This is a genomic window from Brachymonas sp. J145 (genome assembly GCF_036312245.1).
Lineage (GTDB): Bacteria > Pseudomonadota > Gammaproteobacteria > Burkholderiales > Burkholderiaceae_C > Brachymonas > Brachymonas wangyanguii.
Map to the genome: position 1 here is coordinate 23,189 of NZ_JAZDCI010000002.1, position 20,448 is coordinate 43,636.

23 protein-coding genes are annotated in these 20,448 nt (G+C 65.4%); 15 read left to right on the forward strand and 8 right to left on the reverse strand.

Features of this window, described 5'->3' with window-relative positions:
- Positions 1-46: 46 nt before the first annotated feature.
- The 8 genes from V1261_RS02380 to V1261_RS02415 all read left to right on the forward strand — a co-directional run bounded on the left by V1261_RS02380 (position 47) and on the right by V1261_RS02415 (position 5,256).
- Positions 47-724: a Fe2+-dependent dioxygenase gene (locus V1261_RS02380; protein ID WP_329769841.1), complete on the forward strand. Its 678-nt coding sequence runs from the start codon at positions 47-49 to the stop codon at positions 722-724.
- Complete coding sequence (locus V1261_RS02385; RefSeq protein WP_329769842.1) at positions 724-1,821, forward strand: alpha-hydroxy acid oxidase; 1,098 nt, start codon at positions 724-726, stop codon at positions 1,819-1,821. The genes V1261_RS02380 and V1261_RS02385 overlap by 1 nt, the downstream gene beginning before the upstream one ends.
- A gap of 137 nt (positions 1,822-1,958) precedes the next feature.
- Positions 1,959-2,696, forward strand: coding sequence for an energy transducer TonB (locus V1261_RS02390; RefSeq protein WP_329769843.1), 738 nt, complete (start codon positions 1,959-1,961; stop codon positions 2,694-2,696).
- A gap of 43 nt (positions 2,697-2,739) precedes the next feature.
- Positions 2,740-3,441, forward strand: a complete 702-nt coding sequence (locus V1261_RS02395; RefSeq protein ID WP_329769844.1) for a MotA/TolQ/ExbB proton channel family protein — start codon at positions 2,740-2,742, stop codon at positions 3,439-3,441.
- Between the two features lie 23 nt (positions 3,442-3,464).
- Positions 3,465-3,878, forward strand: coding sequence for an ExbD/TolR family protein (locus tag V1261_RS02400; protein ID WP_329769845.1), 414 nt, complete (start codon positions 3,465-3,467; stop codon positions 3,876-3,878).
- A complete protein-coding gene (locus V1261_RS02405) occupies positions 3,875-4,075 on the forward strand; it encodes a hemin uptake protein HemP (RefSeq protein WP_329769846.1) in 201 nt (66 codons plus the stop codon). The genes V1261_RS02400 and V1261_RS02405 overlap by 4 nt, the downstream gene beginning before the upstream one ends.
- Positions 4,076-4,162: 87 nt before the next feature.
- Positions 4,163-4,414, forward strand: coding sequence for a hypothetical protein (locus V1261_RS02410; protein ID WP_329769847.1), 252 nt, complete (start codon positions 4,163-4,165; stop codon positions 4,412-4,414).
- A gap of 149 nt (positions 4,415-4,563) precedes the next feature.
- A complete protein-coding gene (locus tag V1261_RS02415) occupies positions 4,564-5,256 on the forward strand; it encodes a Bax inhibitor-1 family protein (protein WP_329769848.1) in 693 nt (230 codons plus the stop codon).
- Between the two features lie 94 nt (positions 5,257-5,350).
- Here the strand turns inward: V1261_RS02415 and rlmD are convergent, their stop codons facing one another.
- From rlmD to surE, 4 genes are all read right to left on the reverse strand, one after another.
- Complete coding sequence (gene rlmD / locus V1261_RS02420) at positions 5,351-6,877, reverse strand: 23S rRNA (uracil(1939)-C(5))-methyltransferase RlmD (RefSeq protein WP_329769849.1); 1,527 nt, start codon at positions 6,875-6,877, stop codon at positions 5,351-5,353.
- A gap of 75 nt (positions 6,878-6,952) precedes the next feature.
- Positions 6,953-7,759, reverse strand: coding sequence for a peptidoglycan DD-metalloendopeptidase family protein (locus V1261_RS02425; RefSeq protein ID WP_329769850.1), 807 nt, complete (start codon positions 7,757-7,759; stop codon positions 6,953-6,955).
- Positions 7,760-7,863: 104 nt separating this feature from the next.
- Complete coding sequence (locus tag V1261_RS02430; protein WP_436231779.1) at positions 7,864-8,793, reverse strand: protein-L-isoaspartate(D-aspartate) O-methyltransferase; 930 nt, start codon at positions 8,791-8,793, stop codon at positions 7,864-7,866.
- Positions 8,777-9,568 (reverse strand): 5'/3'-nucleotidase SurE, encoded by a 792-nt coding sequence (gene surE, locus V1261_RS02435; RefSeq protein WP_329769851.1) that lies wholly within the window; start codon positions 9,566-9,568, stop codon positions 8,777-8,779. The genes V1261_RS02430 and surE overlap by 17 nt, the downstream gene beginning before the upstream one ends.
- A gap of 237 nt (positions 9,569-9,805) precedes the next feature.
- Between surE and V1261_RS02440 the strand changes: the two genes are divergently transcribed.
- From V1261_RS02440 to V1261_RS02450, 3 genes are all read left to right on the forward strand, one after another.
- Positions 9,806-10,381 carry a YceI family protein gene (locus V1261_RS02440; RefSeq protein ID WP_329769852.1) on the forward strand — a complete coding sequence of 192 codons (576 nt, stop codon included), beginning with the start codon at positions 9,806-9,808 and terminating at the stop codon, positions 10,379-10,381.
- A gap of 156 nt (positions 10,382-10,537) precedes the next feature.
- Positions 10,538-12,481 (forward strand): DUF47 family protein, encoded by a 1,944-nt coding sequence (locus V1261_RS02445; protein ID WP_329769853.1) that lies wholly within the window; start codon positions 10,538-10,540, stop codon positions 12,479-12,481.
- A complete protein-coding gene (locus V1261_RS02450; RefSeq protein ID WP_329769854.1) occupies positions 12,478-14,103 on the forward strand; it encodes a PEP/pyruvate-binding domain-containing protein in 1,626 nt (541 codons plus the stop codon). Before V1261_RS02445 ends, V1261_RS02450 begins: the two co-directional genes overlap by 4 nt.
- Before the next feature lie 49 nt (positions 14,104-14,152).
- Here the strand turns inward: V1261_RS02450 and V1261_RS02455 are convergent, their stop codons facing one another.
- On the reverse strand, positions 14,153-15,556 hold the full coding sequence (locus V1261_RS02455) for an FAD-binding oxidoreductase (protein WP_329769855.1): 1,404 nt from the start codon (positions 15,554-15,556) through the stop codon (positions 14,153-14,155).
- A gap of 129 nt (positions 15,557-15,685) precedes the next feature.
- Here V1261_RS02455 and V1261_RS02460 point away from each other — a divergent pair, with 129 nt between their 5' ends.
- From V1261_RS02460 to V1261_RS02470, 3 genes are all read left to right on the forward strand, one after another.
- Positions 15,686-16,057, forward strand: coding sequence for a PaaI family thioesterase (locus V1261_RS02460; RefSeq protein ID WP_329769856.1), 372 nt, complete (start codon positions 15,686-15,688; stop codon positions 16,055-16,057).
- 94 nt (positions 16,058-16,151) lie between these two features.
- On the forward strand, positions 16,152-16,571 hold the full coding sequence (locus V1261_RS02465) for a DsrE family protein (RefSeq protein ID WP_329769857.1): 420 nt from the start codon (positions 16,152-16,154) through the stop codon (positions 16,569-16,571).
- Positions 16,572-16,646: 75 nt separating this feature from the next.
- Positions 16,647-17,624, forward strand: a complete 978-nt coding sequence (locus V1261_RS02470) for an arsenic resistance protein (protein WP_329769858.1) — start codon at positions 16,647-16,649, stop codon at positions 17,622-17,624.
- Between the two features lie 272 nt (positions 17,625-17,896).
- Here the strand turns inward: V1261_RS02470 and tsaA are convergent, their stop codons facing one another.
- From tsaA to trxC, 3 genes are all read right to left on the reverse strand, one after another.
- Positions 17,897-18,394 carry a tRNA (N6-threonylcarbamoyladenosine(37)-N6)-methyltransferase TrmO gene (gene tsaA / locus V1261_RS02475; protein WP_329769859.1) on the reverse strand — a complete coding sequence of 166 codons (498 nt, stop codon included), beginning with the start codon at positions 18,392-18,394 and terminating at the stop codon, positions 17,897-17,899.
- A complete protein-coding gene (locus V1261_RS02480; protein ID WP_329769860.1) occupies positions 18,391-18,891 on the reverse strand; it encodes a nitrogen fixation protein NifQ in 501 nt (166 codons plus the stop codon). The genes tsaA and V1261_RS02480 overlap by 4 nt, the downstream gene beginning before the upstream one ends.
- Positions 18,892-18,981: 90 nt before the next feature.
- Entirely contained in the window at positions 18,982-19,416 is a 435-nt protein-coding gene (gene trxC, locus V1261_RS02485; RefSeq protein ID WP_436231778.1) for a thioredoxin TrxC, read from the reverse strand.
- Between the two features lie 174 nt (positions 19,417-19,590).
- On the opposite strand from trxC, the gene V1261_RS02490 reads away from it, so the two are divergent.
- On the forward strand, positions 19,591-20,448 hold the full coding sequence (locus V1261_RS02490; protein ID WP_329769862.1) for an arginase family protein: 858 nt from the start codon (positions 19,591-19,593) through the stop codon (positions 20,446-20,448).

Genomic DNA, 20,448 nt, shown 5'->3' on the forward strand with positions numbered 1-20,448 from the left:
CGACCGGCGCTGCCTGCAGTCGCCGGTCTTCTTCCCTTGTCCCGCCATGCTGTTGACAATTGATTCCGTGCTGGATGCCAGCCAACTTGCCGAAATCCGCCAGGTGCTGCTGCACGATGCCGACTGGCGCGACGGCAGCCACAGCGCCGGCGTGGTGGCGCGCCAGATCAAGCGCAACCAGCAACTGGCACCCGACAGCGCGGCCTCGCAGCGCATCCGCGAGATCGTGCTGGGGGCGCTGCACCAGCACCCGCTGTTCTTCAGCGCCGCGCTGCCGCACCGGATCTTCCCGCCACGCGTCAACCGCCATGGCCCGGGCGAATACTACGGCCCGCATTACGACAATGCCGTGCTGCGCGGCCCGGACGGTTATGTACGGTCGGATGTCTCCTGCACCGTATTCCTGAACGATCCCGCCAGCTACACGGGCGGCGAACTGCAGATTGCCGATACCTTTGGCGAGCAGCGCATCAAGCTGGCCGCCGGCAGCGCTGTGATCTATCCCTCCAGCAGCCTGCACCAGGTCCTGCCGGTAACGCAGGGCGAGCGCATCGGCTGCTTCTTCTGGCTGCAAAGCCTGGTGCGCAGTGACGAACAGCGCCGCCTGCTCTACGAACTGGATATGGCGCTGACGCGCCTGCGCCAGCAGCATGGCGAATCGGCCGAGACCACGCAGCTCACCGGCACTTATCACAACCTGCTGCGCCTGTGGGCCGAAACCTGATGCAGCCGCCCCGCCTCGATCCGTTGCCGCCCGGTCTGGTTTCGCTCGATGCGCACCAGCGCCATGCCGAACAATGGCTGGGTCCGGACCGCCTGGCCTTCTTCACCGGTGCCGCTGCCGATGGCCTGACCGATGCCGAGAACCGTGCGGCCTGGTCACGGCTGCAGCTGGCACCGCGCGTGCTGGCATCGATGCAGGACAGCCACACGCGCACGCCCCTGCTGGGCCAGACGCTGGACTGGCCGCTGCTACTGGCACCGGTCGCGCACCAGCGGCTGGCCCATCCCGATGGCGAGATCGCCACCGCCTTTGCCGCCCAGGTCAGCCAGACCGGCATGGTGCTGAGCACGCTCTCGAACACGCCGGTGGAACAGGTGGCCGCCATTCTGCAGCACGAACCAGCGTTGGCACCGCCGCTCTGGTTCCAGCTCTACCTCCAGCCCGATCGCGCCGACACGCTGGCGCTGCTGCGCCGCGCCGAAGCCACCGGCTGCCAGGCGTTGGTACTGACAGTCGATGCACCGGTGCAAGGCATCCGCGATGCCGAACGGCGCCATCCGCTGCAGTGGCCGCCGGAGATCCGTTCCGCCCACCTGCCCGCAGCCGTGCATCAGCCCGGCGCCGGCCTGTGCCAGGGCCTGGCCAGCAGCGCACCCACCTGGGACGATGTACGCTGGCTGCTGGACCAGACCGCGCTGCCGCTGCTGCTCAAGGGCATCACGCACCCGGACGATGCACGCCTGGCGCAGACGCTGGGGGTGGCCGGCCTGATCGTCAGCAACCATGGCGGCCGCACGCTGGACACCATGCCCGCTACCGCCACCCTGCTGCCGCGGGTACGCCAGGCAGTGGGCAGTGGCTTCCCCGTGCTGGTCGATGGCGGCATCCGCCGTGGCACCGACTTGTTCAAGGCGCTGGCGCTGGGTGCCGATGCCGCCCTGCTCGGACGGCCACAAGTCTTTGGTCTGGCCAATGCCGGTGCGCGCGGCGTCGCCCATGTTCTGCGGTTGCTGCGCGATGAATTCGAGGCCGCCATGCTGCTGTGCGGCTGCCCGCACGTCGCCAGCATCCAACCCTCCCATCTTTTTATTGATTGAGAATCATTTCTATTTATAATGCACTTCTTTAATTTGAATGAGACTTGTTTCCATGATCTGGAGCCTGATTCTGTCGCTTGCCGTGGTGGCGCCCTGCGCCTGGCTGGTGTCACAGCGTTGAACCGCCACCCTGCCCCATGAGCACCCTGATCCTGTCTTCCCCCCGTTTCACGCCGGCCTGGCGCGATGGCGCCATCGTGGCCGCTGTCCTGCTCGCCCATGCAGCCTTGCTGGCCAGCCTGAACGCCACGCGCCCGACGCCGCCGGAGCCACCCACGCCACTGACGGTGCAACTGCTGACACCGGCTCCGCTGCAGGCTGCCCCGCAGCCGGAGCTCGTTGCCGCGCCAGAGCCAGCAAAGCCACCGGTCGCCAAACCGCTGCCCAGGCCAGAGCCACGGCCCCAGCCCAAGCCTGCCCCGCAACCGGTCAGCAACAAGCCAGCGCCGAACCCGCTACCGCGCATGACCGCAGCGGCTGCACCAACCCAGCCCAGCCCGGCCGCTGAAAGTACCGCACCCGCCGCCAAGCCAGCGCCAGCCACGAACACCAGCCCGGGCCCGAGCAGCCAGGACAAGGCCCCAGCCGAAGTCGTGCTGCCCAGCACCCGCGCCAGCTACCTGCACAACCCCAAGCCGCCCTACCCACCCGCCAGCAAGCGCAACGGCGATACCGGCACCGTGCTGCTGCGCGTAATGGTTGATGCCAAGGGCAACGCCCAGGACGTGACGCTGCGCCAATCCAGCGGCTACCCGGAGCTGGACCAGTCGGCACTGGAAACGGTACGCCGCTGGCGCTTCGTGCCCGGCAAGCGCAACGGCGAAGCCACTGCCATGGCCGTGACAGTCCCGATCGCCTTCCGCCTCAATCGCTGATTCCCCCTGTTTTTCCCTTTCTTCATCCAAAGGTTTTTTCACCATGTCGATTCCCTCTAGCTCCTCCATGGACCTGGCCCTGCTCTGGACACAGGGCGACTGGGTCACCCGCACCACGGCGCTGATCCTGCTGCTCATGTCGGTCGCCACCTGGGCCGTGATCCTGATCAAGGCCTGGGACCTGTGGCGCCACAACCGCCTCGCCAGCCGCACCGACCAGTTCTGGCACAGCGCCAGCCTGGCCGAAGGCCTGGACCAGCTCGGCGGCAACAGCAGTCCGTTCCGCCAACTTGCGCTGCAGGGCAAGGAGGCCAAGAAACACCACGAACAGAGTGACAACGAGCTGCACAGCAGCCTCAGCCTCAGCGACTGGATCCACATGAACCTGCGCAGCAGCCTGGACGGCAGCCAGGCACGCCTGCAATCCGGCCTCGCGATCCTCGCCTCCATTGGTTCCACCGCGCCGTTTGTCGGCCTGTTCGGCACGGTCTGGGGCATTTACCACGCGCTGATGGGCATCAGCAGCTCCGGCTCGGCCTCGATCGACAAGGTCGCCGGCCCGATCGGCGAGGCACTGGTCATGACCGCCATGGGCCTGGCGGTAGCGATTCCGGCGGTGCTCGGCTACAACTTCCTGCTGCGCGGCAACAAGCGCGTCGGCCAGCGCATGCACCGCTTCGCCCATGACCTGCACGCCTGGCTGGTGACCGGCTCGCGCGTGCAGACCGCCCCGGACAGCCACTGAGCCGCAGCGCAAGGAGTCTTCCCATGGCATTTTCTTCTTTCGAATCGGATGACACCGACGTGATGAACGAGATCAACATGACCCCGCTGGTGGACGTGATGCTGGTGCTGCTGATCGTCTTCATCATCACCGTGCCGGTGCTGAACCACGCCGTACCCCTGTCGCTGCCGCAAGCCAGCAGCGAACCCGAACAGCGCAAGCCCGATGCGATCCAGCTCGGTATCGATGCCCAGGGCGCGCTGTTCTGGAACGGCCAGGCGCTGCCAGCCAGCGAACTGCAGCCGCGCCTGCAGGCCGCCGCCACGCAACGGCCACAACCGCAGCTGCAGTTGCAGGCCGATCGCAATGTGCGCTATGAGGCCGTGGCCCAGACCCTGGCCGCGGCCCAGCAGGCCGGACTGAGCCAGGTCGGCTTCGTCACGGAGCCACAGCGATGATGGCGTCGGACGAGCCTCGCCCGCCCGCTGCCGCCCCGACTCCGGCGGCAGCCACGGACGGCACGCCAGCAGCCGCGCCGCCAGCGATCCCGAGCGAGCAGCTGATGCGCGGTCAGCGCAGCATCACCATCGTGCACCGCGGCGTCACCTACCAGCTGCAAGCGACGCGCCAGGGCAAGCTGATCCTGACCAAGTAGCCCAGCCCACCATTTACCTTCGCTCACGATTCGCTACAGCTGCAGCAGACCGGCTTGCGTTACCCTTGTATGCAAGGAGTACTACGCATGATTCACATCTCTTCTTCCCGATTCCGCACCACGGCGGCTGCCATTCTGGCGATCAGCGCCGTGTCCCTGCTCTCGGCCTGCGCCGGCGTGCGCTCGACCAATACCTCGGGCGTTTCCGGCAGCGGTGTGCAGGCCTATGGCCTGGCCGATATCAGCGTCGGCAGCAGCCGCTCCACGGGCTATAGCCGCAGCGGCCTGTCCAGCCACCAGTCGCATATCGGCATCAGTGGCTCTACAGACCTGAACTGACGGATACATCTCTCCGTCATCGGAATGCGACATACTTGTTTACAATGATTCGCATCTTGCAGTGAACTGCAAGCTTTGGCCCACATCCAAATCATCATGGTGGGCCCAAAGACCACCTGACCTTTCATTACTACAGGAGCTACCCGCCCATGAACGACCGATTGCACTCCCCCAGCTGGGGCCGCGCTTCGATCACCCCCGTACAGCGCAACCGCGTGCTGCGCAACACTTTCTGGCTGCTCGCACTGAGCATGATCCCGACTGTCATCGGCGCCTGGATCGGTGTCAGCACCGGCATCGTGTCCGGCCTGGGCACCGGCCTGAGCCTGATGCTGTTCTTCGGCGGCGCCTTCGGCTTCATGTACGCCATCGAGAAGACCAAGAACTCCGCTGCCGGCGTGCCGGTGCTGCTGGGCTTCACCTTCTTCATGGGCCTGATGCTGTCGCGCATCCTGGGTGCCGTGCTGGGCATGGGCAACGGTGCCGGCATCGTGATGAGCGCCTTCGCCAGTACCGCCGGCGTGTTCGGCGTGATGGCAGCGCTGTCCACCGTGATCAAGCGTGACCTGTCCGGCATGGGTTCCTGGCTGTTCGTCGGTGCCTTGGTCGTCCTGTTCGGCATGCTGGCCAACATCTTCATTGGCTCCGGCCCGATGATGATGGCGCTGTCCGTGCTGATGACCGGCGTGTTCAGCCTCTACATCCTGTACGACCTGAAGCGCATCATTGACGGCGGCGAGACCAACTACATCTCTGCCACGCTGGCGCTCTACCTGGACATCTACAACGTGTTCCAGGGCTTCCTGGCCATCTTTGGCCTGGGTGGTGGCAGCAGCGACTAATCAGCTGACCGCCTGAACGACGAAAGCCCCGCTCTGCGGGGCTTTTTCGTGGGTGATGGGCTGTAACGATCCAGACTGGTCGGATCCCTAGCACTTACTGCGCCAGCCCCCAGCGCGCATCATCGCGCTCAAACACCGCCATGCTTTCCACGTGCGCGGTGTGCGGGAACATGTTGACCACGCCCGCCGCACGCAGGCGGTAGCCGGCCTGGTGCACCAGCAAACCGGCATCGCGTGCCAACGTCGCCGGGTTGCAGCTCACATAAACGATGCGACGTGGCGGCTGCCAATCAGCGGGTGCCACATACGCATCGGCTTCGGCCTGGCCAATGCGCTGCTGGTGGATATCGGCCAGCGCCTTGGACAGCGCAAACGCGCCCTCACGCGGCGGATCGACCAGCCACTTGTCGGCAGCGCCGTCGGCTACCAGCATCTCCGGCGTCATCTCGAACAGGTTGCGCGCCACGAACTGCGTCGGCGCCAGCGTGCGGCCATGGGCGTTCGGGTTGTTGGCAGCATAGTTCTCGCGCGAACGTGCCACCAGCGCCTCGCTGCCCTCGATGCCGAACACCTCGCGCGCCTGCGTCGCCAGCGGCAGCGTGAAGTTGCCCAGGCCACAGAACCAGTCGATCACGCGCTCATCGGGCTGCACCTGCAGCCACTGCAGCGCCTGGCTCACCAGCACGCGGTTGATATGCGGGTTGACCTGGGTGAAATCGGTCGGACGGAACGGCATGGTGATGCCGAACTGCGGCAGACTGTACGAGAGCTGCGGCGAATCGGTGCTGATGCAGTGCACCGTATCCGGCCCCTTGGGCTGCAGCCACCATTGCACGCCCGGATGTTCGGCGGCAAAGGCGTGCAGCTTGTCCAGATCGCCCTGGCTCAGCGGCTCCAGATGGCGCAGCACCAGTGCCGTGACATGGTCGCCACAGGCCAGTTCGATCTGCGGGCAGGTGTCGCGCGCATCCATGCTGGCAATCAGCGCGCGCAGCGGCAGCAGCAAGTCACTGACATGGCGCGGCAGCACGGCGCAGCTCTGCATGTCGGCAATGTAGCGGCTCTTGCGCTCGTGGAAGCCGATCAGCACCTGGCCCTTCTTGACCACATGGCGCACCGACAGGCGTGCGCGCCAGCGGTAGCCCCAGTCCGGACCGTGGATCGGGCGCAGCAGCTGACCGGCGGTGCACTTGCCCAGATGCCAGAGGTTGTCTTCCAGCACGCGCTGCTTCATCGCCACCTGCGCCGCCGGATCCAGGTGCTGCATCTTGCAGCCGCCGCAGGCGCCAGCATGCAGGCCAAAGTGCGGACAGGCCGGACGCGCGCGCTGCGGCGATTCCTTGTGGATCCGCGTCAGCGTGGCGGCTTCCCAGTTGTTCTTCTTGCGGTGGCTGGTGGCACTGACCCATTCGTAAGGCAATGCGCCATCGATAAAGATCACCTTGCCGTCATCGCGGCGCGCCACGCCCTTGGCGTCCAGGTCCATGGCGTGTACCAGCAGCCAGTCGGGCTGCACGCCTGCGGGCGGTGGGCCAAACTGCGCACGCAACTGCGTGATGGCATCGTGTTCCTGGGAGGCTTCGGGGGATTCGGGGTTTTGCGTGGTTTCCATGGGCAGCATGCTAGCAACAAAAATCGCTTCTTGCGCCAGGCACAAGAAGCGATGCGGGTCAGGCGCGATCAGGCGCTGGTGCGATCAACGCAGATAGCTGGTCGGGTTGACCGACTGGCCGTTGCGGCGCACCTCAAAGTGCAGCTTGACGCGATCGGCATCGGTATTGCCCATTTCAGCAATCGTCTGGCCTTTCTTCACGTTCTGGTTCTCGCGCACCAGCAGCTTGCTGTTGTGGGCGTAGACCGTCAGGTAGGTCTTGTTGTGCTGCACGATGGCCAGGTTGCCATAGCCGCGCAGGCCGGAGCCAGCGTAGATCACCTGGCCGTCAGCAGCGGCCATCACCGGATCGCCCTGCTTGCCGCCAATGCCGATGCCCTTGTTCTTCACGGAATCGAACGGAGTCACGATGCTGCGGCTTTGCGTGGGCCAGGACAGCGCGATCTCGCCCGCTGCGGCAGTTGCCGTGCTGGTGGCGGACGGGCGGCTGGGCGCCGACGTGGCAGCCGGACGGCGCGGGGTGCTGGTCACCACCGGCGCACTACCGGCCGGCGGATCCACGCGCAGCACCTGGCCGACTTCGATCAGGTTGGGGTTCGGCACCCAGGCGGTGTTCCAGCTCATGATGTCGAGCGGGCTGCGGCCATGGGTACGGGCAATGCCGTAGATGGTGTCGCCGGGCTGCACCGAGTAGTAGCCGGGCTGGTTGCGGAATTCGTAACCGGGCAGCGTGGCCGGATCAACACGGACGATGCCACCCGTGGAACGGTTTTCGACAGGCGCTCGCGGAGAAGAGCCACAGGCAGCAATCAGGGCCACCATGCCAGCACACACCGTGATGCGCAGCGCGTGGCGCCAGGTGTCGGGGGCAAGGGCTGAAGTGCGGGTCATGCGGAAAATCCTTGTAACAGCTAGCAGAATGATCCCGCCCGGAAAGGGATCGACAGGTGCAGGGCGGGACAGGAAATGGCGGAACAGCCCGGATGCCGCAGCATTCAGGCCATGCCCGATTTTAAGGGAACAAAAAGTACTGGTTCGAGTAAAGCCTGTTGCAAACCGTTAGCAGTCTTGTCCAACACCACCAGCACCTGCTGGCCGGTGCCCATGGCGGCCGGCGCCACAATGCGTCCGCCCATGGCCAACTGGTCGACCCAGGCCTGCGGGATATGCTCGCCACCGGCAGCGGCAATGATCCCGGCATAGGGTGCGCCGGACGGGTAACCGATCATGCCATCGCCCAGGATCAGGTGCACATTCGGGATGCGGAACGGGCGCAGGTTGGCGCGCGCCTTCTCGTGCAGGCCCTTGAGTCGCTCGATGCTGTAGACCTCGGTCGCGACCTGGCCGAGCACGCAGGCCTGGTAGCCGCAGCCGGTACCGATTTCGAGCACGCGGCCTAGCCGCGCCTGCGGCCCCTGCTCGCGCATCGCCGGGCTGGCCAGCAGCAGTTCGATCATGCGTGCCACCACGCTCGGCTTGGAAATCGTCTGTTGCAGTCCGATCGGCAGGCTGGTGTCCAGATAGGCCTGGGTGAACAGCGCGCTATCGACAAAGCAGTGGCGCTCTACCGCCAGCAGCGCCTGTACCACGCGGCCATCGTGCAGGCCGGATTGCTGCAACGATTGCACCATGTGGGCGCGCATCGCCGCCGCATTGCCGGTACCAGAACTGCCGACGGTGCCGGGACGGCTCACCTGCACGATGTGCGGCATGAGCGGCTGGGCCGGACGGCGTGCCGCCAGTGCCTGGCGCGCCGCAGCCAGCTCCTGTGGCGTGGCATCCAGCGGCAGGGTCGGCACCAGCGGACCAGTGCCCAGCGGCAGCCGCGCTGCCGGACGGCTGGAGGCTGCCGGTGACGGCGCTTCCGGATTCCACTGGTTGCGCGCCGGAAAAGTCGGGCGAGCCACTTTAGCCGCCCTCCCCATCGTGCAGCTTCGGTCCGCCCACGGCAAAGGCCTGCGCCCAGTAGCCCAGCGCGCCATGGTCGGTCAGGTCCACCTTGAGCGGCGTGATGGCGATATGGCCTTGCGTGGTGGCGTGGAAATCGGTGCCTTCGGCATCGTCCTTGGCGGCACCGGCAGCACCGATCCAGTACATGGTCTCGCCGCGCGGGTTCTGCTGCACGATCACGCTCTCGGCCGAATGGCGGCGACCCAGGCGGGACAGGCGGAAGCCCTTCAACTCGTCCAGCGGCAGGTTGGGGATGTTGACGTTGAGCAGCCAGGGATCAGCCGTGCCGGGCTTTTCCGGCAGGAACTGCATCATGTGCTGCACCAGCCGGCGCGCGGCCTGCGCCGCGGCATCGAGATGGCCCCAGCCGCGCTCGACCTGCGAGAACGCGATCGCCGGGATGCCGAACAGATAGCCTTCCATCGCCGCGCCGACGGTGCCGGAATAGATAGTGTCGTCGCCCATGTTGGCACCGTTGTTGATGCCGGAAACGATCAGGTCCGGCGGGTCATCGAGCAGGCCGGTGAGCGCGATATGCACGCAGTCGGCCGGCGTGCCGTTGATGTAGCGGAAGCCATTGGCGGCGCGCTGCACGTACAGCGGCGAATGCAGCGTCAGCGCGTTGGACTTGGCGCTGTTGTTGTATTCGGGGGCGATGACCTCGACATCCGCCAGGTCGCGCAAGGCATCGTGCAAGGCCTCGATGCCGGTGGCCTGGTAGCCGTCGTCGTTACAAATCAGGATTTTCATGGGCGTGGACTGGCACCCGGCATGGGTGCAATGTAAGCCATTGTAGTCGCTGCACAAGTGCCGGCCATGACAGCCGCGCTACTCCCGGAGGCCGGGTATTGGCACTGTCGGCCAGGCGCCAATAGTTACGTTTACACACGACTGTTGCGTGATTTACGTCACATCAGTTGTTAAAGTAAACGAAATCAATTTCTATTCACAGTCCCACAGTCCCCCTGATTCCCTCTGGAGATTCCCATGCAAAAACTGCTCACCCTGGCCGCCGTGGCTGCCCTGCCCCTGCTCGCAACTGCACCGGCCCAGGCCGCTACCTACGCGATCGACCCGATGCACACTTTCACCACGTTCGAGATCGGCCATTTTGGCGCTTCGGTGAACCGTGGCCGTTTTGACGAGAAGTCCGGCACGGTGGAATTCGACCAGCGCCGCAAGACCGGCAAGATCGACATCACCTTCAAGGCGGCATCGATCAACACCGGCACCAAGGCCTTTGACGACCACCTGAAGAGCGACGACCTGTTTGCCGCCGAGAAGCACCCGGACATCCGTTTCGTGTCCGACAACTTCATTTTTGATGGCGACAAGGTCAAGGCCGTGACCGGCAAGCTGACGCTGCTGGGCCAGACCCACCCGATCACCTTCAACGCCAACCAGTTCAACTGCTACCCCAACCCGATGGCCAAGACCGAAGCCTGCGGTGGCGATTTCGTAGCCGAAATCGACCGCACCCAGTGGGGCATGAACTACGGCGTGGACTTTGGCATGCCCAAGAGCGTGCGCATCCTGGCCACGATCGAGGCCTTCAAGCAGTAATCTGCCCAACGACGGCCGGCCCACGCGAGCCGGCCCGCTCCATGTCACCGGCGTGACACGGAACTTTCATGCTGGCCCGGGACAATGCTTGCAGCGCCCGGGCAGCTTCGCGTCCATGCAAGCGGCTGCCCTCTTTTCACAGACAGGACACCCGCCTTGCAAAAAGACAAAGCCGTTGCCTCCCTCGGCCAGCAGTCGCTGCTGATGCCCGCCTGGATCACCGCTGCCCTGGCAGCCAATGACCGGCTCAAGCTCTATCTCTCGCTGTTGCAGGCCGCCTCGCGCCATGCCCTGACGGCCGATGACTCGAATATCAACTGGAGCCAGGAACTGGCGCGTGCCGGCCTTGGCCAGACCGGCTGGACGCAGGATCTGGTGCGCCATGCCTACATGGACGACCAGCTGCTGGTGCTGCCCAACATGGCGCAGCTGCTGCAGGCGCTGGACGCTGACCTGGAAACCATGGCCCGCCCGATCACCGACGGCGGCATGGTGGCCGATGCCGAGTCCTTCCGCAAGCGCCGCGAACACTGGCATGACTGGCTGACATCGCGCCATGACGACGAAGGCCTGAGCGCCGCCAACCTGAACAGCCTGACGCATGGCGACCGCAGCTCCGGCGACAGCTTCCACCTGCTGGTGATGGACCTGCACAAGCAGATCAACGGCCTGGCCAGCGCGATCGCCACCGAGAACCTGGACGGCGCCCACGTCTGGCATATCCAGCCGGAAGACCGCCCGCTGGTGCGCGCCTTCATGCGCGGCCTGAACCGCACGGCGCCGCTCAAGTTCGGCCACCCGGGCCTGGACACCGCCGTCACGCGGGACGGCGAGCGCCTGCTGATCCAGAACGACATCGGCACCAACGATGCCCACGTGCTGGTGATCACGGTCGAAGGCCGCAGCATCCGCCTGACCTACTCCGAGCTGCACGTGATCCGCTTCAAGTTCTTCCAGCGCCTGCTGGAACAGGCCGGTTTCAGCTGGGAAGTGGCGGAATCGGTGATGACGCCGGGCATGAACGAGAACAAGCCCTATACCGTGGGCCAGGCCACGCTGCACGCCGAAGACGATGCCGCACTCGAGCAGGGCCTGGAAGACGTGGCGGCACGCATCGTGTTCGTGATCGACTGGAACCGCGCACGCAAGCGCCTGCAGATGTTTGTCAACAAGGCGACGGCGGTGGACCTGCTGGAGCGCGCCTCCTCGCGTGGCCATGGCCACATGGGCTGGCTGATGTCCGGCGGCGAGCAGCTGGTCTACAGCACCATGGAAGCCGTCGGCAGCGATGCCTTCCGCTTTGGTGACCGCCTCGACACCGTGCTGGGTGAAACCGGCGCGCGCCAGTTCCTGCTGGAGCTGATGCGCATGTGTACCGCACTGATGCTGGAACAGCAGCCGCAGGCGGTGATCGAGGACAAGGCACGCCTGCTGATGGGCCGCGCATTGGCCCAGCACCATCTGGAATTCGACCTGATGGCGGAACATGCCGCCTACTGCCACGCGCTGGCGCAGACCGTGTGCGACCTGATCGCGCAAGGCGAGGAAGACAGCAGCCAGCTGGTGGCGCGCATCAAGCGCTGGGAGCATCGCGCCGACGGCCTGGTGGTGCAGGCGCGCCAGCGCGCCGAGCGCCAGCCGCGCTGGAAGCCGGTGGTGCAGCTGCTGCTGCAGGCCGATGACGTGGCCGACGCGCTGGAAGAAACTGCCTTCCTCTGGACCCTGGTGCAGCTGCATCCGGCACCGCTGCCGGCCGCCGTGCAGGCCACCGTCGGCAAGCTGGCCGACACCACGCTGGCAGCGATCCAAGATCTGGTCAAGGCGATCGAGATTGGCCGCCTGCTGGACCCGGAGCTGGACAGCCGCGACAGCGATGTGTTCCTGGAAACCCTGTGGCGCATGCTGCGCGCCGAGCGCACCTGCGACGAACTGCTGCGCGAAGCGCGCCGCACCATCGTCATCACGCTGCATGACCAGCCTGCCGCGATGCAGCTGGCCACCGAGCTGGCCACCACGCTGGAAAAGGCCTCCGACGCGCTGGTCGCGACCGGTTACGCCCTGCGCCAGATGGCATTCGAGAAATCCGGAGTCCACGCATGAACGCCCCCCTGAGCACCCAGGCCACCGTCTGGCCTGACCATTTCTACCTGATCGATTCCTCCCGCACGCTGGAACACAGCCTGGCCGAAGACGCCGGCCGCGACAGCATGGGCTCCAAGGCCTTCAACCTGCTGCGCATGGCGCAGGCCGGCCTGCCGGTACCGGCGGCGCTGGTCGTCGGCACCTACTTTGCCCACCACCGCAAGCAGTACCAGACACCGCTGCGCGAGATCGGCCTGCCGGCGCTGGAACAGGCCACCGGCCTCAAGCTTGGCGATCCGCGCAAGCCGCTGATCGTGTCGGTGCGCTCCGGTGCGCCGGTATCCATGCCCGGCATGATGGAAACGCTGCTCAACATCGGCCTGTGCGATGCCACCGTGCCCGGCCTGCTGCGCCAGACCGGGAACCCGCGCCTAGTCTGGGACGCCTACCGCCGCCTGGTCGCCAGCTATGGCGAAGTGGTGGAAGGCCTGCCAGCCGCGCTGTTCGAAAACGAGCTGCAGCGCGTGACCCAGGGCCGTGACGAGCGCCAGCTGGACTTCAGCGAGCTGCGCGAACTGACACAGAGCTTTCTGCTGCTCTACCAGCAGCACGCCGGCCACGCTTTCCCGCAGGACGTGCACACCCAGCTGCTGCAGGCAGTGCAGGCGGTATTTGCCTCGTGGGAAGCCGACAAGGCACGCGAATACCGCCGCCTGAACGGCATCGATGCCGCCATGGGTACCGCCGTGACGATCCAGCGCATGGTGTTCGGCAACGCCGGTGGCCGCTCCGGCGCCGGCGTCGGCTTCACGCGCAACCCGAGTACTGGCGAGCCGCTGCTGTGGATCGACTTCCTGGCCAATGCCCAGGGCGAGGACGTGGTGTCCGGCCGCCGCAACGCGCATGGCCACGAGGTCATGGCCGACCTGCTGCCGGAAGCCTGGCAGGCGCTGGAACAGGCCACTGACGCGCTGGAAGACATCTTTGCCGACATGCAGGATTTCGAATTCACCGTGGAGGAAGGCGAGCTGCACCTGCTGCAGGCGCGCTCCGGCAAGCGCACGCCGCTGGCCACTGCCCGCATCGCGCTGGACCTGCATGCCGAAGGCCTGATTGATACCGACACCGCCCTCGAGCGCACCGCCGCGCTGCAGCCGGAGGACTTGGCCACCAGCCATCTGGCCGATGACAGCGGCACGCCGGCACAGCCCGCCGGCCAGGCCGCCAGCGCCTGCTCCGGCGTCTGCAGCGGCGAGATCGCGCTCGATACCGCGCGCGCCCTGCAGCGTGCTGCCGAAGGCGCGGCCGTGATCCTGGTGCGCCCCGATGCGGAAACGCACGACATCGCCGCACTGGAAACCTCGGTCGGCCTGCTCACGCGCAACGGCGCGCGCACCTCGCACGCCGCGGTGGTGGCACGCCAGCTGGGCAAGGTCTGCCTGGTCGGTTGCGAAACACTGAGCATTGACATGGGCAGCCGCAGCCTGCAACTCGGCGCGCTGCAACTGCGCGAAGGCGACACGCTGACGCTGGACGGCAACCAGGGCCTGATCTACCAAGGCACGATTGCCACCGTGAAGCAGCCTGATCCGCAAGTGATCGCGCGCCTGCAGGCGCTGCGCGAACAGCAGTCGGCCTGATCGCCAGCCACGACCACAGCAACGACCGGGCCAGCCCCGGTCGTGCTGTTTACAGCGTGAAGATCTTGCCCGGGTTCAGGATGTTGCGCGGGTCCAGCGCCTGCTTGAGCGTGCGCATCAGGTCAATCGCGGCATCTCCCGCTTCTTCCTGCAGCAGCTCCATCTTGTGCAGGCCAACGCCGTGCTCGCCGGTGCAGGTGCCGCCAGCGCGAATGGCGCGCAGCGCCTGACGGCGATTGAGCGATTCTGCCAGCTCGCGCTCGGCCGGAATAGCCGGATCGGTCAGGTACAGCATGTGGAAGTTGCCGTCGCCCACGTGGCCGACCACCATGTAAGGCAGGCCCGAGGCATCGGCCTCCTGCGCCGTCTCGACCACGCATTCGGCCAGGCGCGAAATCGGCACGCAGGTATCGGTCGTGACGGCACGGCTGCCAGGCTTGAGTTGCAAGCCGGCAAACAGCGCATTGTGGCGCGCCTTCCACAGGCGGCTGCGCTCCTCCGGCTGGTGCGCCCACTCGAAAGCGCTACCGCCATGGCCGGCGGCAATCTCCTGCACCAGCTCGGCCTGCTCCTGCACGCCCGCGGCACTGCCGTGAAACTCCATCAACAGCATCGGCGATTCGGCCAGCTCCAGCTTGTCGTAACGGTTCACGGCGCGCACGGCATTGGCGTCCAGCAGCTCGCAGCGCGCAATCGGCACGCCCAGCTGGATGATCTGGATGGTGGTGTTGACGGCATCGGCCACCGTGGGGAACTGCACCACGGCCGCCGCCACATGCTCTGGCTGCGGGTAGATACGCACCGTGATTTCGGTGATCACGCCCAGCGTGCCCTCGCTGCCGACGAACAGGCGCGTCAGGTCGTAGCCGGCGCTGGACTTGCGCGCATGCGTGCCGGTCCGCACGATGCGGCCGTCGGCCGTGACCACCGTCAGGGCCAGCACGTTCTCGCGCATGGTGCCGTAGCGTACCGCGTTGGTGCCGCTGGCACGCGTGGCCGTCATGCCGCCAATGCTGGCGTTGGCACCCGGATCCAGCGGAAAGAACAGCCCGGTATGGCGGATCTCGCTGTTGAGCTGTTCACGCGTCACGCCGGCCTGCACGGTCACGCTCAGGTCGTCCTCGCTCACGCGCAGCACGCGGTTCATGCGCGATACATCCAGGCTGATGCCGCCCTGCACTGCCAGCAGATGCCCTTCAAGCGAGGAGCCGGCCCCGTAGGGAATCACCGGCACCGCATGCGCATGCGCCTGCTGCATGACAAAGGCGACTTCTTCGGTGGACTCACAGAACACCACCAGCTCGGGCGGGTCCACATCAAACGGCGATTCGTCACGGCCATGCTGCTCGCGCACCGCCAGGGACGCCGAACAACGCTCGCCAAATCTCTGTTGCAAGGTATCGCGCAGCGCGTCGGGCAGCGGGCGCGGGGAATGGGATACAGGCGCAGTCACGGTCAATTCCTCCAAGAATCAGGCCGCTAGCCTAACACGATCAGGCTGACAGCCGCCCCGCCGCATCCACGCCCTGATCGCCTACGATAGACGCTTGACCAGACATCCCTTATTGCACAGGAGCTTCACTTGACCCCCATCGCCCAAGACCGTTTCGCCCTCGTCCTCGGAGCCCAACAGCTGGAAAGCAGCTTCGAGCAGGCCATCTTCCGCATGGACATCACGCCAGAGCACACCAACATCCTCGGTGGCGTCCATGGCGGCGTGATCTTCTCGCTGGCCGATTTCGCCTTTGCCTCGGCCTGCAATGCCGGTGAAGGCAGCTTTATCGGCTTGCAGGCCGAGATCCGCTACATGGCCGCGGCCAAGGACAAGCAGCTGATCGCCACCGCCAAGCGCGTTGGCGGCACGCGCAAGTTCGCCCACTACGAAGTCATGGTCACCGACGGACTGGGCAACGCGCTGGCGCTGTTCACCTCGACCGCCTATCGCGTGGCCTGAGCTCGCTTGCGGGTCATGCGGCATCGCTGCACACTTTATATCTTTCGATATTAAAATGCATGGATTATTCCACCCATGCTGCAAGGAGACCCGCATGACCAAGATCCTGACCGCCACCCTCGCCGCCGGCCTGCTGGCCCTGGGCACTGCCGCCCAGGCCGAAGAGCTGCTCGTCAACATTCACTCCGGCCAGCCCATGGCCCAGGGTGCCGGCCTGGTCCTGGCCACGCAAGCCCAGGCGCAAAAGCACTCCGTGCGCGTGCTGCTGTGCGATGCTGCCGGCGACATCGCCCTGAAAGGCCAGCAGATGCCCGCCCTCAAGCCGAACAACGTCACGCCGCAGCAATTGCTGCAGGGCCTGATCAAGAACGGTGCCAAGGTCGAAGTCTGCGCGCTCTACCTGCCCAACACCGGCAAGCAGCCGTCCGAGCTGATCGACGGCGTGACGCCGGCCAAACCGGCTGACGTGGCAGCCCACCTGGTCAAGCCGGGCATGCACACCCTGGGCTTCTGATCCCCTCGCCCACAACCTGCAGCGAACCTCGTCCCCGGATCAGGTTCGCTTTTTTGACTGTTCCCGGAGCGCCACATGTCCAACTTGCTCAACTGGATGCAGAAAAACCTGGTCTGGAGCATCCCGATCTCCATGCTGCTGGGGCTGCTGTTCGGCCTGGCCACCAATGCCAGCTTCCTGCGCGATGCCATCCTGCCGCTGACCTTCCTGATGGTATATCCGATGATGGTCAGCTTCCAGGCACGCGCCCTGGTACGCATGGATTCCGGCAAGCTGCAGCTCACCGCCATGCTGATCAACTTTATCCTGATGCCGGCGATTGGCTATGGCCTGGGCCTGCTGTTCTTTGCCGACCAGCCGATGGCGCGCCTGGCCCTGCTGCTGACCTCCCTGCTGCCCACCTCCGGCATGACGATTTCCTGGACCGGCTTTGCCAAGGGCAACGTCCCGGCCGCGGTGCAGATGACGGTACTCGGCCTGCTTGCCGGTTCGCTGCTGACACCGATCTACCTGAAACTGCTGCTCGGTGCCACAGTCGAGATCCCGCTGCTGCAAGTCTTCACCCAGATTGCCCTGATCGTGTTCCTGCCGCTCCTGCTCGGCCTGCTGACGCAACGCTGGCTGATTGGCCGCCATGGCGAGCAGGCCTTCCACCAGAAGATCAAGCAGAAGTTCCCGCCCTGGTCCACGCTGGGCGTGATCGGCATCGTGTTCGTCTCCATGGCGCTGAAGGCGCGTGACATCGTCTCCGATCCGGCCCTGGTACCGGCCTACTTCCTGCCGCTGCTGGTCATGTACGCCATCAACTTCGTGCTCAGCACCGTCATCGGCAAGCGCCTGTTTGCGCGCGGTGACGGCATCGCACTGGTCTATGGCACGGTGATGCGCAACCTGTCGATTGCGCTGGCAATTGCCATGGGCGTATTTGGCGCTGCCGGTGCCGATGCCGCGCTGCTGATTGCACTCGCCTACATCGTGCAGGTGCAGGCCGCCGCCTGGTATGTCAAGCTCACGCCGCGCCTGTTTGGCCCGGCCCCCGAGGCCAAGGCCTGATGCCATGCACCGGAGGCGTGCCGCCCTGCGCCACGCCGCTTTACTTCGCCTGCAGTTGATTTAAAATTCAAACAAGTATTGAAACAATAAATCCTCTGCAAGGGTGACGGCATGGAGATCTTCCGCTGGTTCAACAACCAGGTGCTGCGCATGGACTGGCTATCTGCCGGGGTGCGCAGCCTTCCAGAGCCACTTCCCGCCCGAGCGCACGCGCCAGATCCTGAAGCGCTTCCAGGGCATCCGCGGCAAGCTGCTGGGCTAAGTCGCCCGCCTCAGTCCTCGAAACGCCGGTCTGCGCGCAGCTGCGTCAACGGCGGATTTTCATTGCGCGCCAGCCAGCCAATGCGCACCCCCTCTGGAGCACGGTTGTCATAGCGCGGGTAGAACGGCTTGATATCCAGTAGCGGCGAGCCGTCCAGCATGTCCACCTGATCGATCAGCAGGCGACAGCCCTGCACCTCCAGCAGCCGCACCGTGCTCAGTCCGATGCGGTTCGGCCGCTTGGGCGAGCGGGTGGCAAAAATGCCATGTTCCTCGGTATCCATGAACGGCACCACACGCAGTGCCGGTGTGCGGATCTGGTGGAACTGGTAGACCAGGGTCAGGTGGCTGAAGCCCTCGATATCCTTCAGCCCGTCGGCATACTCCGGCAACAGATCGATATGGCCGCGCACGCCTTCAGCTGCCAGCGGCTGGATCGGTGTATTGACGGCCTGCCGGAACGGCGTGTGGATGGTGCCAATCGGATGCAGCAAGAAGGGTTCCATCATGCGCGGCGTGCCAGTGCGTGATGGCCACCTGCCATGACCCAAGCCTGCACAAGCGCCTGTCGGCCACGCCCTTGCGCTACCTGCTGCGGGGCAAAATCCGGCAGATAGTGCTGCAGCAGGCGCATCTCGTCAGCGGGCTGACGCAGACCCAGCCCCTGCCACCAGTCGCGACTGTCGCAACAGATCAGGCACGCCAGCATCTGTGCCAGCCAGCCGGCGGCCACCTGTGGTGCATGCGTCGGTTGCTGCGGCTGCAACAGGGAGGCCAGCACCGCCACGTCGGGTGGTACCTGTTGTTGCAGGTGTCGATACTCAGCGGCGGGCATCGGCTGTACTGCGCCCAGTCGTGGCAGGCAGAAACGCACCACGGCCAGCAATTCGTCCTGGGGCAGGCCCTGCGTCCAGACAAACAGCGGCAACTCACCCGACTGCGCATCTGACAGAACACGCGTCAGGCCATGACGCAACAGGTTTTCCGGGGAAGCGGTAGCGGACATGGACAGCTCCTGGCAAGGCAGATTCCGGGTGGACTCCGCATCGTTATATATTTGATTATATTTCGATGGCCTGTCAGGCACCAGAGGCTCTCAGGCCTGCCCGGCCAGCACCTGCTGCACCCAGCGCTGCAAGTCTGCCGCCGGCATGGCGCCAGACTTGCGCGCCACTTCGCGCCCGCCCACATACACCGCCAGCGTGGGAATGCTGCGAATGCCCAGCGCGGTGCCGGTCTGCGGGTTGGCTTCGGTATCAAGCTTGGCAAAGATAGCCTGGCCCTGCATGGCCTGCGCCGCCTGTTCGAACTGTGGCGCCATCATGCGGCAGGGGCCGCACCAGGGCGCCCAGAAATCCACCACCACCGGCAGTTCAGTGCCGCTGGTATAGCGCTGGAAGCTGGCATCGGTCAGCGCCACGGGCTGCTGCGGCAGCAGGTTTGTCTGGCAGCGGCCACAGTTCAGTTCCTTGGCCAGATCGGATTCGGCCACGCGGTTCTTGGCCTGGCATTGGGGGCAGATGAGATGCATGAGGGTCTCCACGGCTTGTGTTCAATCTGGCTGTACATATGGAGCAAGGCGCTGCCGCTTTCAAGGCAGCTGTTGGCCGCATCCGTCAGCACTTGCAACACGATCCGGGGGTATCTCACGCCATGAGACTCGGGCTCCCTAGCATGACAGCCATCACGTTGACAGGAGGTTTTCATGCAGATTCCCGTTTTCTATTCCGAACAAATGGTGGCCGATTCCATGGGTTTTTCGCCCAGCGCTGGCAAGCCAACTGAGGTCGTGCAATCGTGGCAGGCACTCGGTCTGCCGCTGCAGATCCTGCCGCCGACGCCCGCCAGCCGCACCCAGCTGGAGCGCGCCCATGAGCGCTGGTATGTCCAGGGCGTGCTGGACGGCAGTATCCAGAACGGCTTTGGCAACCACTCGCCCCAGGTTGCGGCATCGCTGCCCTACACCTGCGGCGCCATGATCGATGCCTGCCTGGCCGCGCTGCACAACCGCACGGCAGCGGTGGCACCCTGCTCCGGCTTTCACCATGCCGGCTACGACTTTGGCGGTGGTTTCTGCACCTTCAACGGCCTGATGGTGGCGGCGCTGGATCTGCTGATAACCGGCAAGGCGGCAAAGGTCGGCATCCTCGACCTGGACATGCACTGGGGCAATGGCACGGCCGATATCATCCAGAAGCGCGGCCTGGGCCAGGTCGTGGTGCACGATAGCCGCAGCGTCAGCCAGCACCGGGCCGAGGCTTTTCTTGACCAGCTGGCGCAGGATATCCGGCAGCGGTTTGCCGATTGCGACCTGCTGATCTACCAGGCCGGTGCCGACAGCCATATCGATGATCCGCTGGGCGGCTACCTGACGACGGCGCAGATGCTGCGCCGCGACCAGATCGTGTTTGCCACCTGCCGCGAACTCGGCCTGCCGGTAGCCTGGAACCTGGCCGGCGGCTATCAGCGCGACGACAACGACAGCATCCGTCCGGTGCTCGACTTGCACGACAATACGATGAAAGCCCACGCCCACACCTTTCTGCTGGAGGCCGCTGCCTGA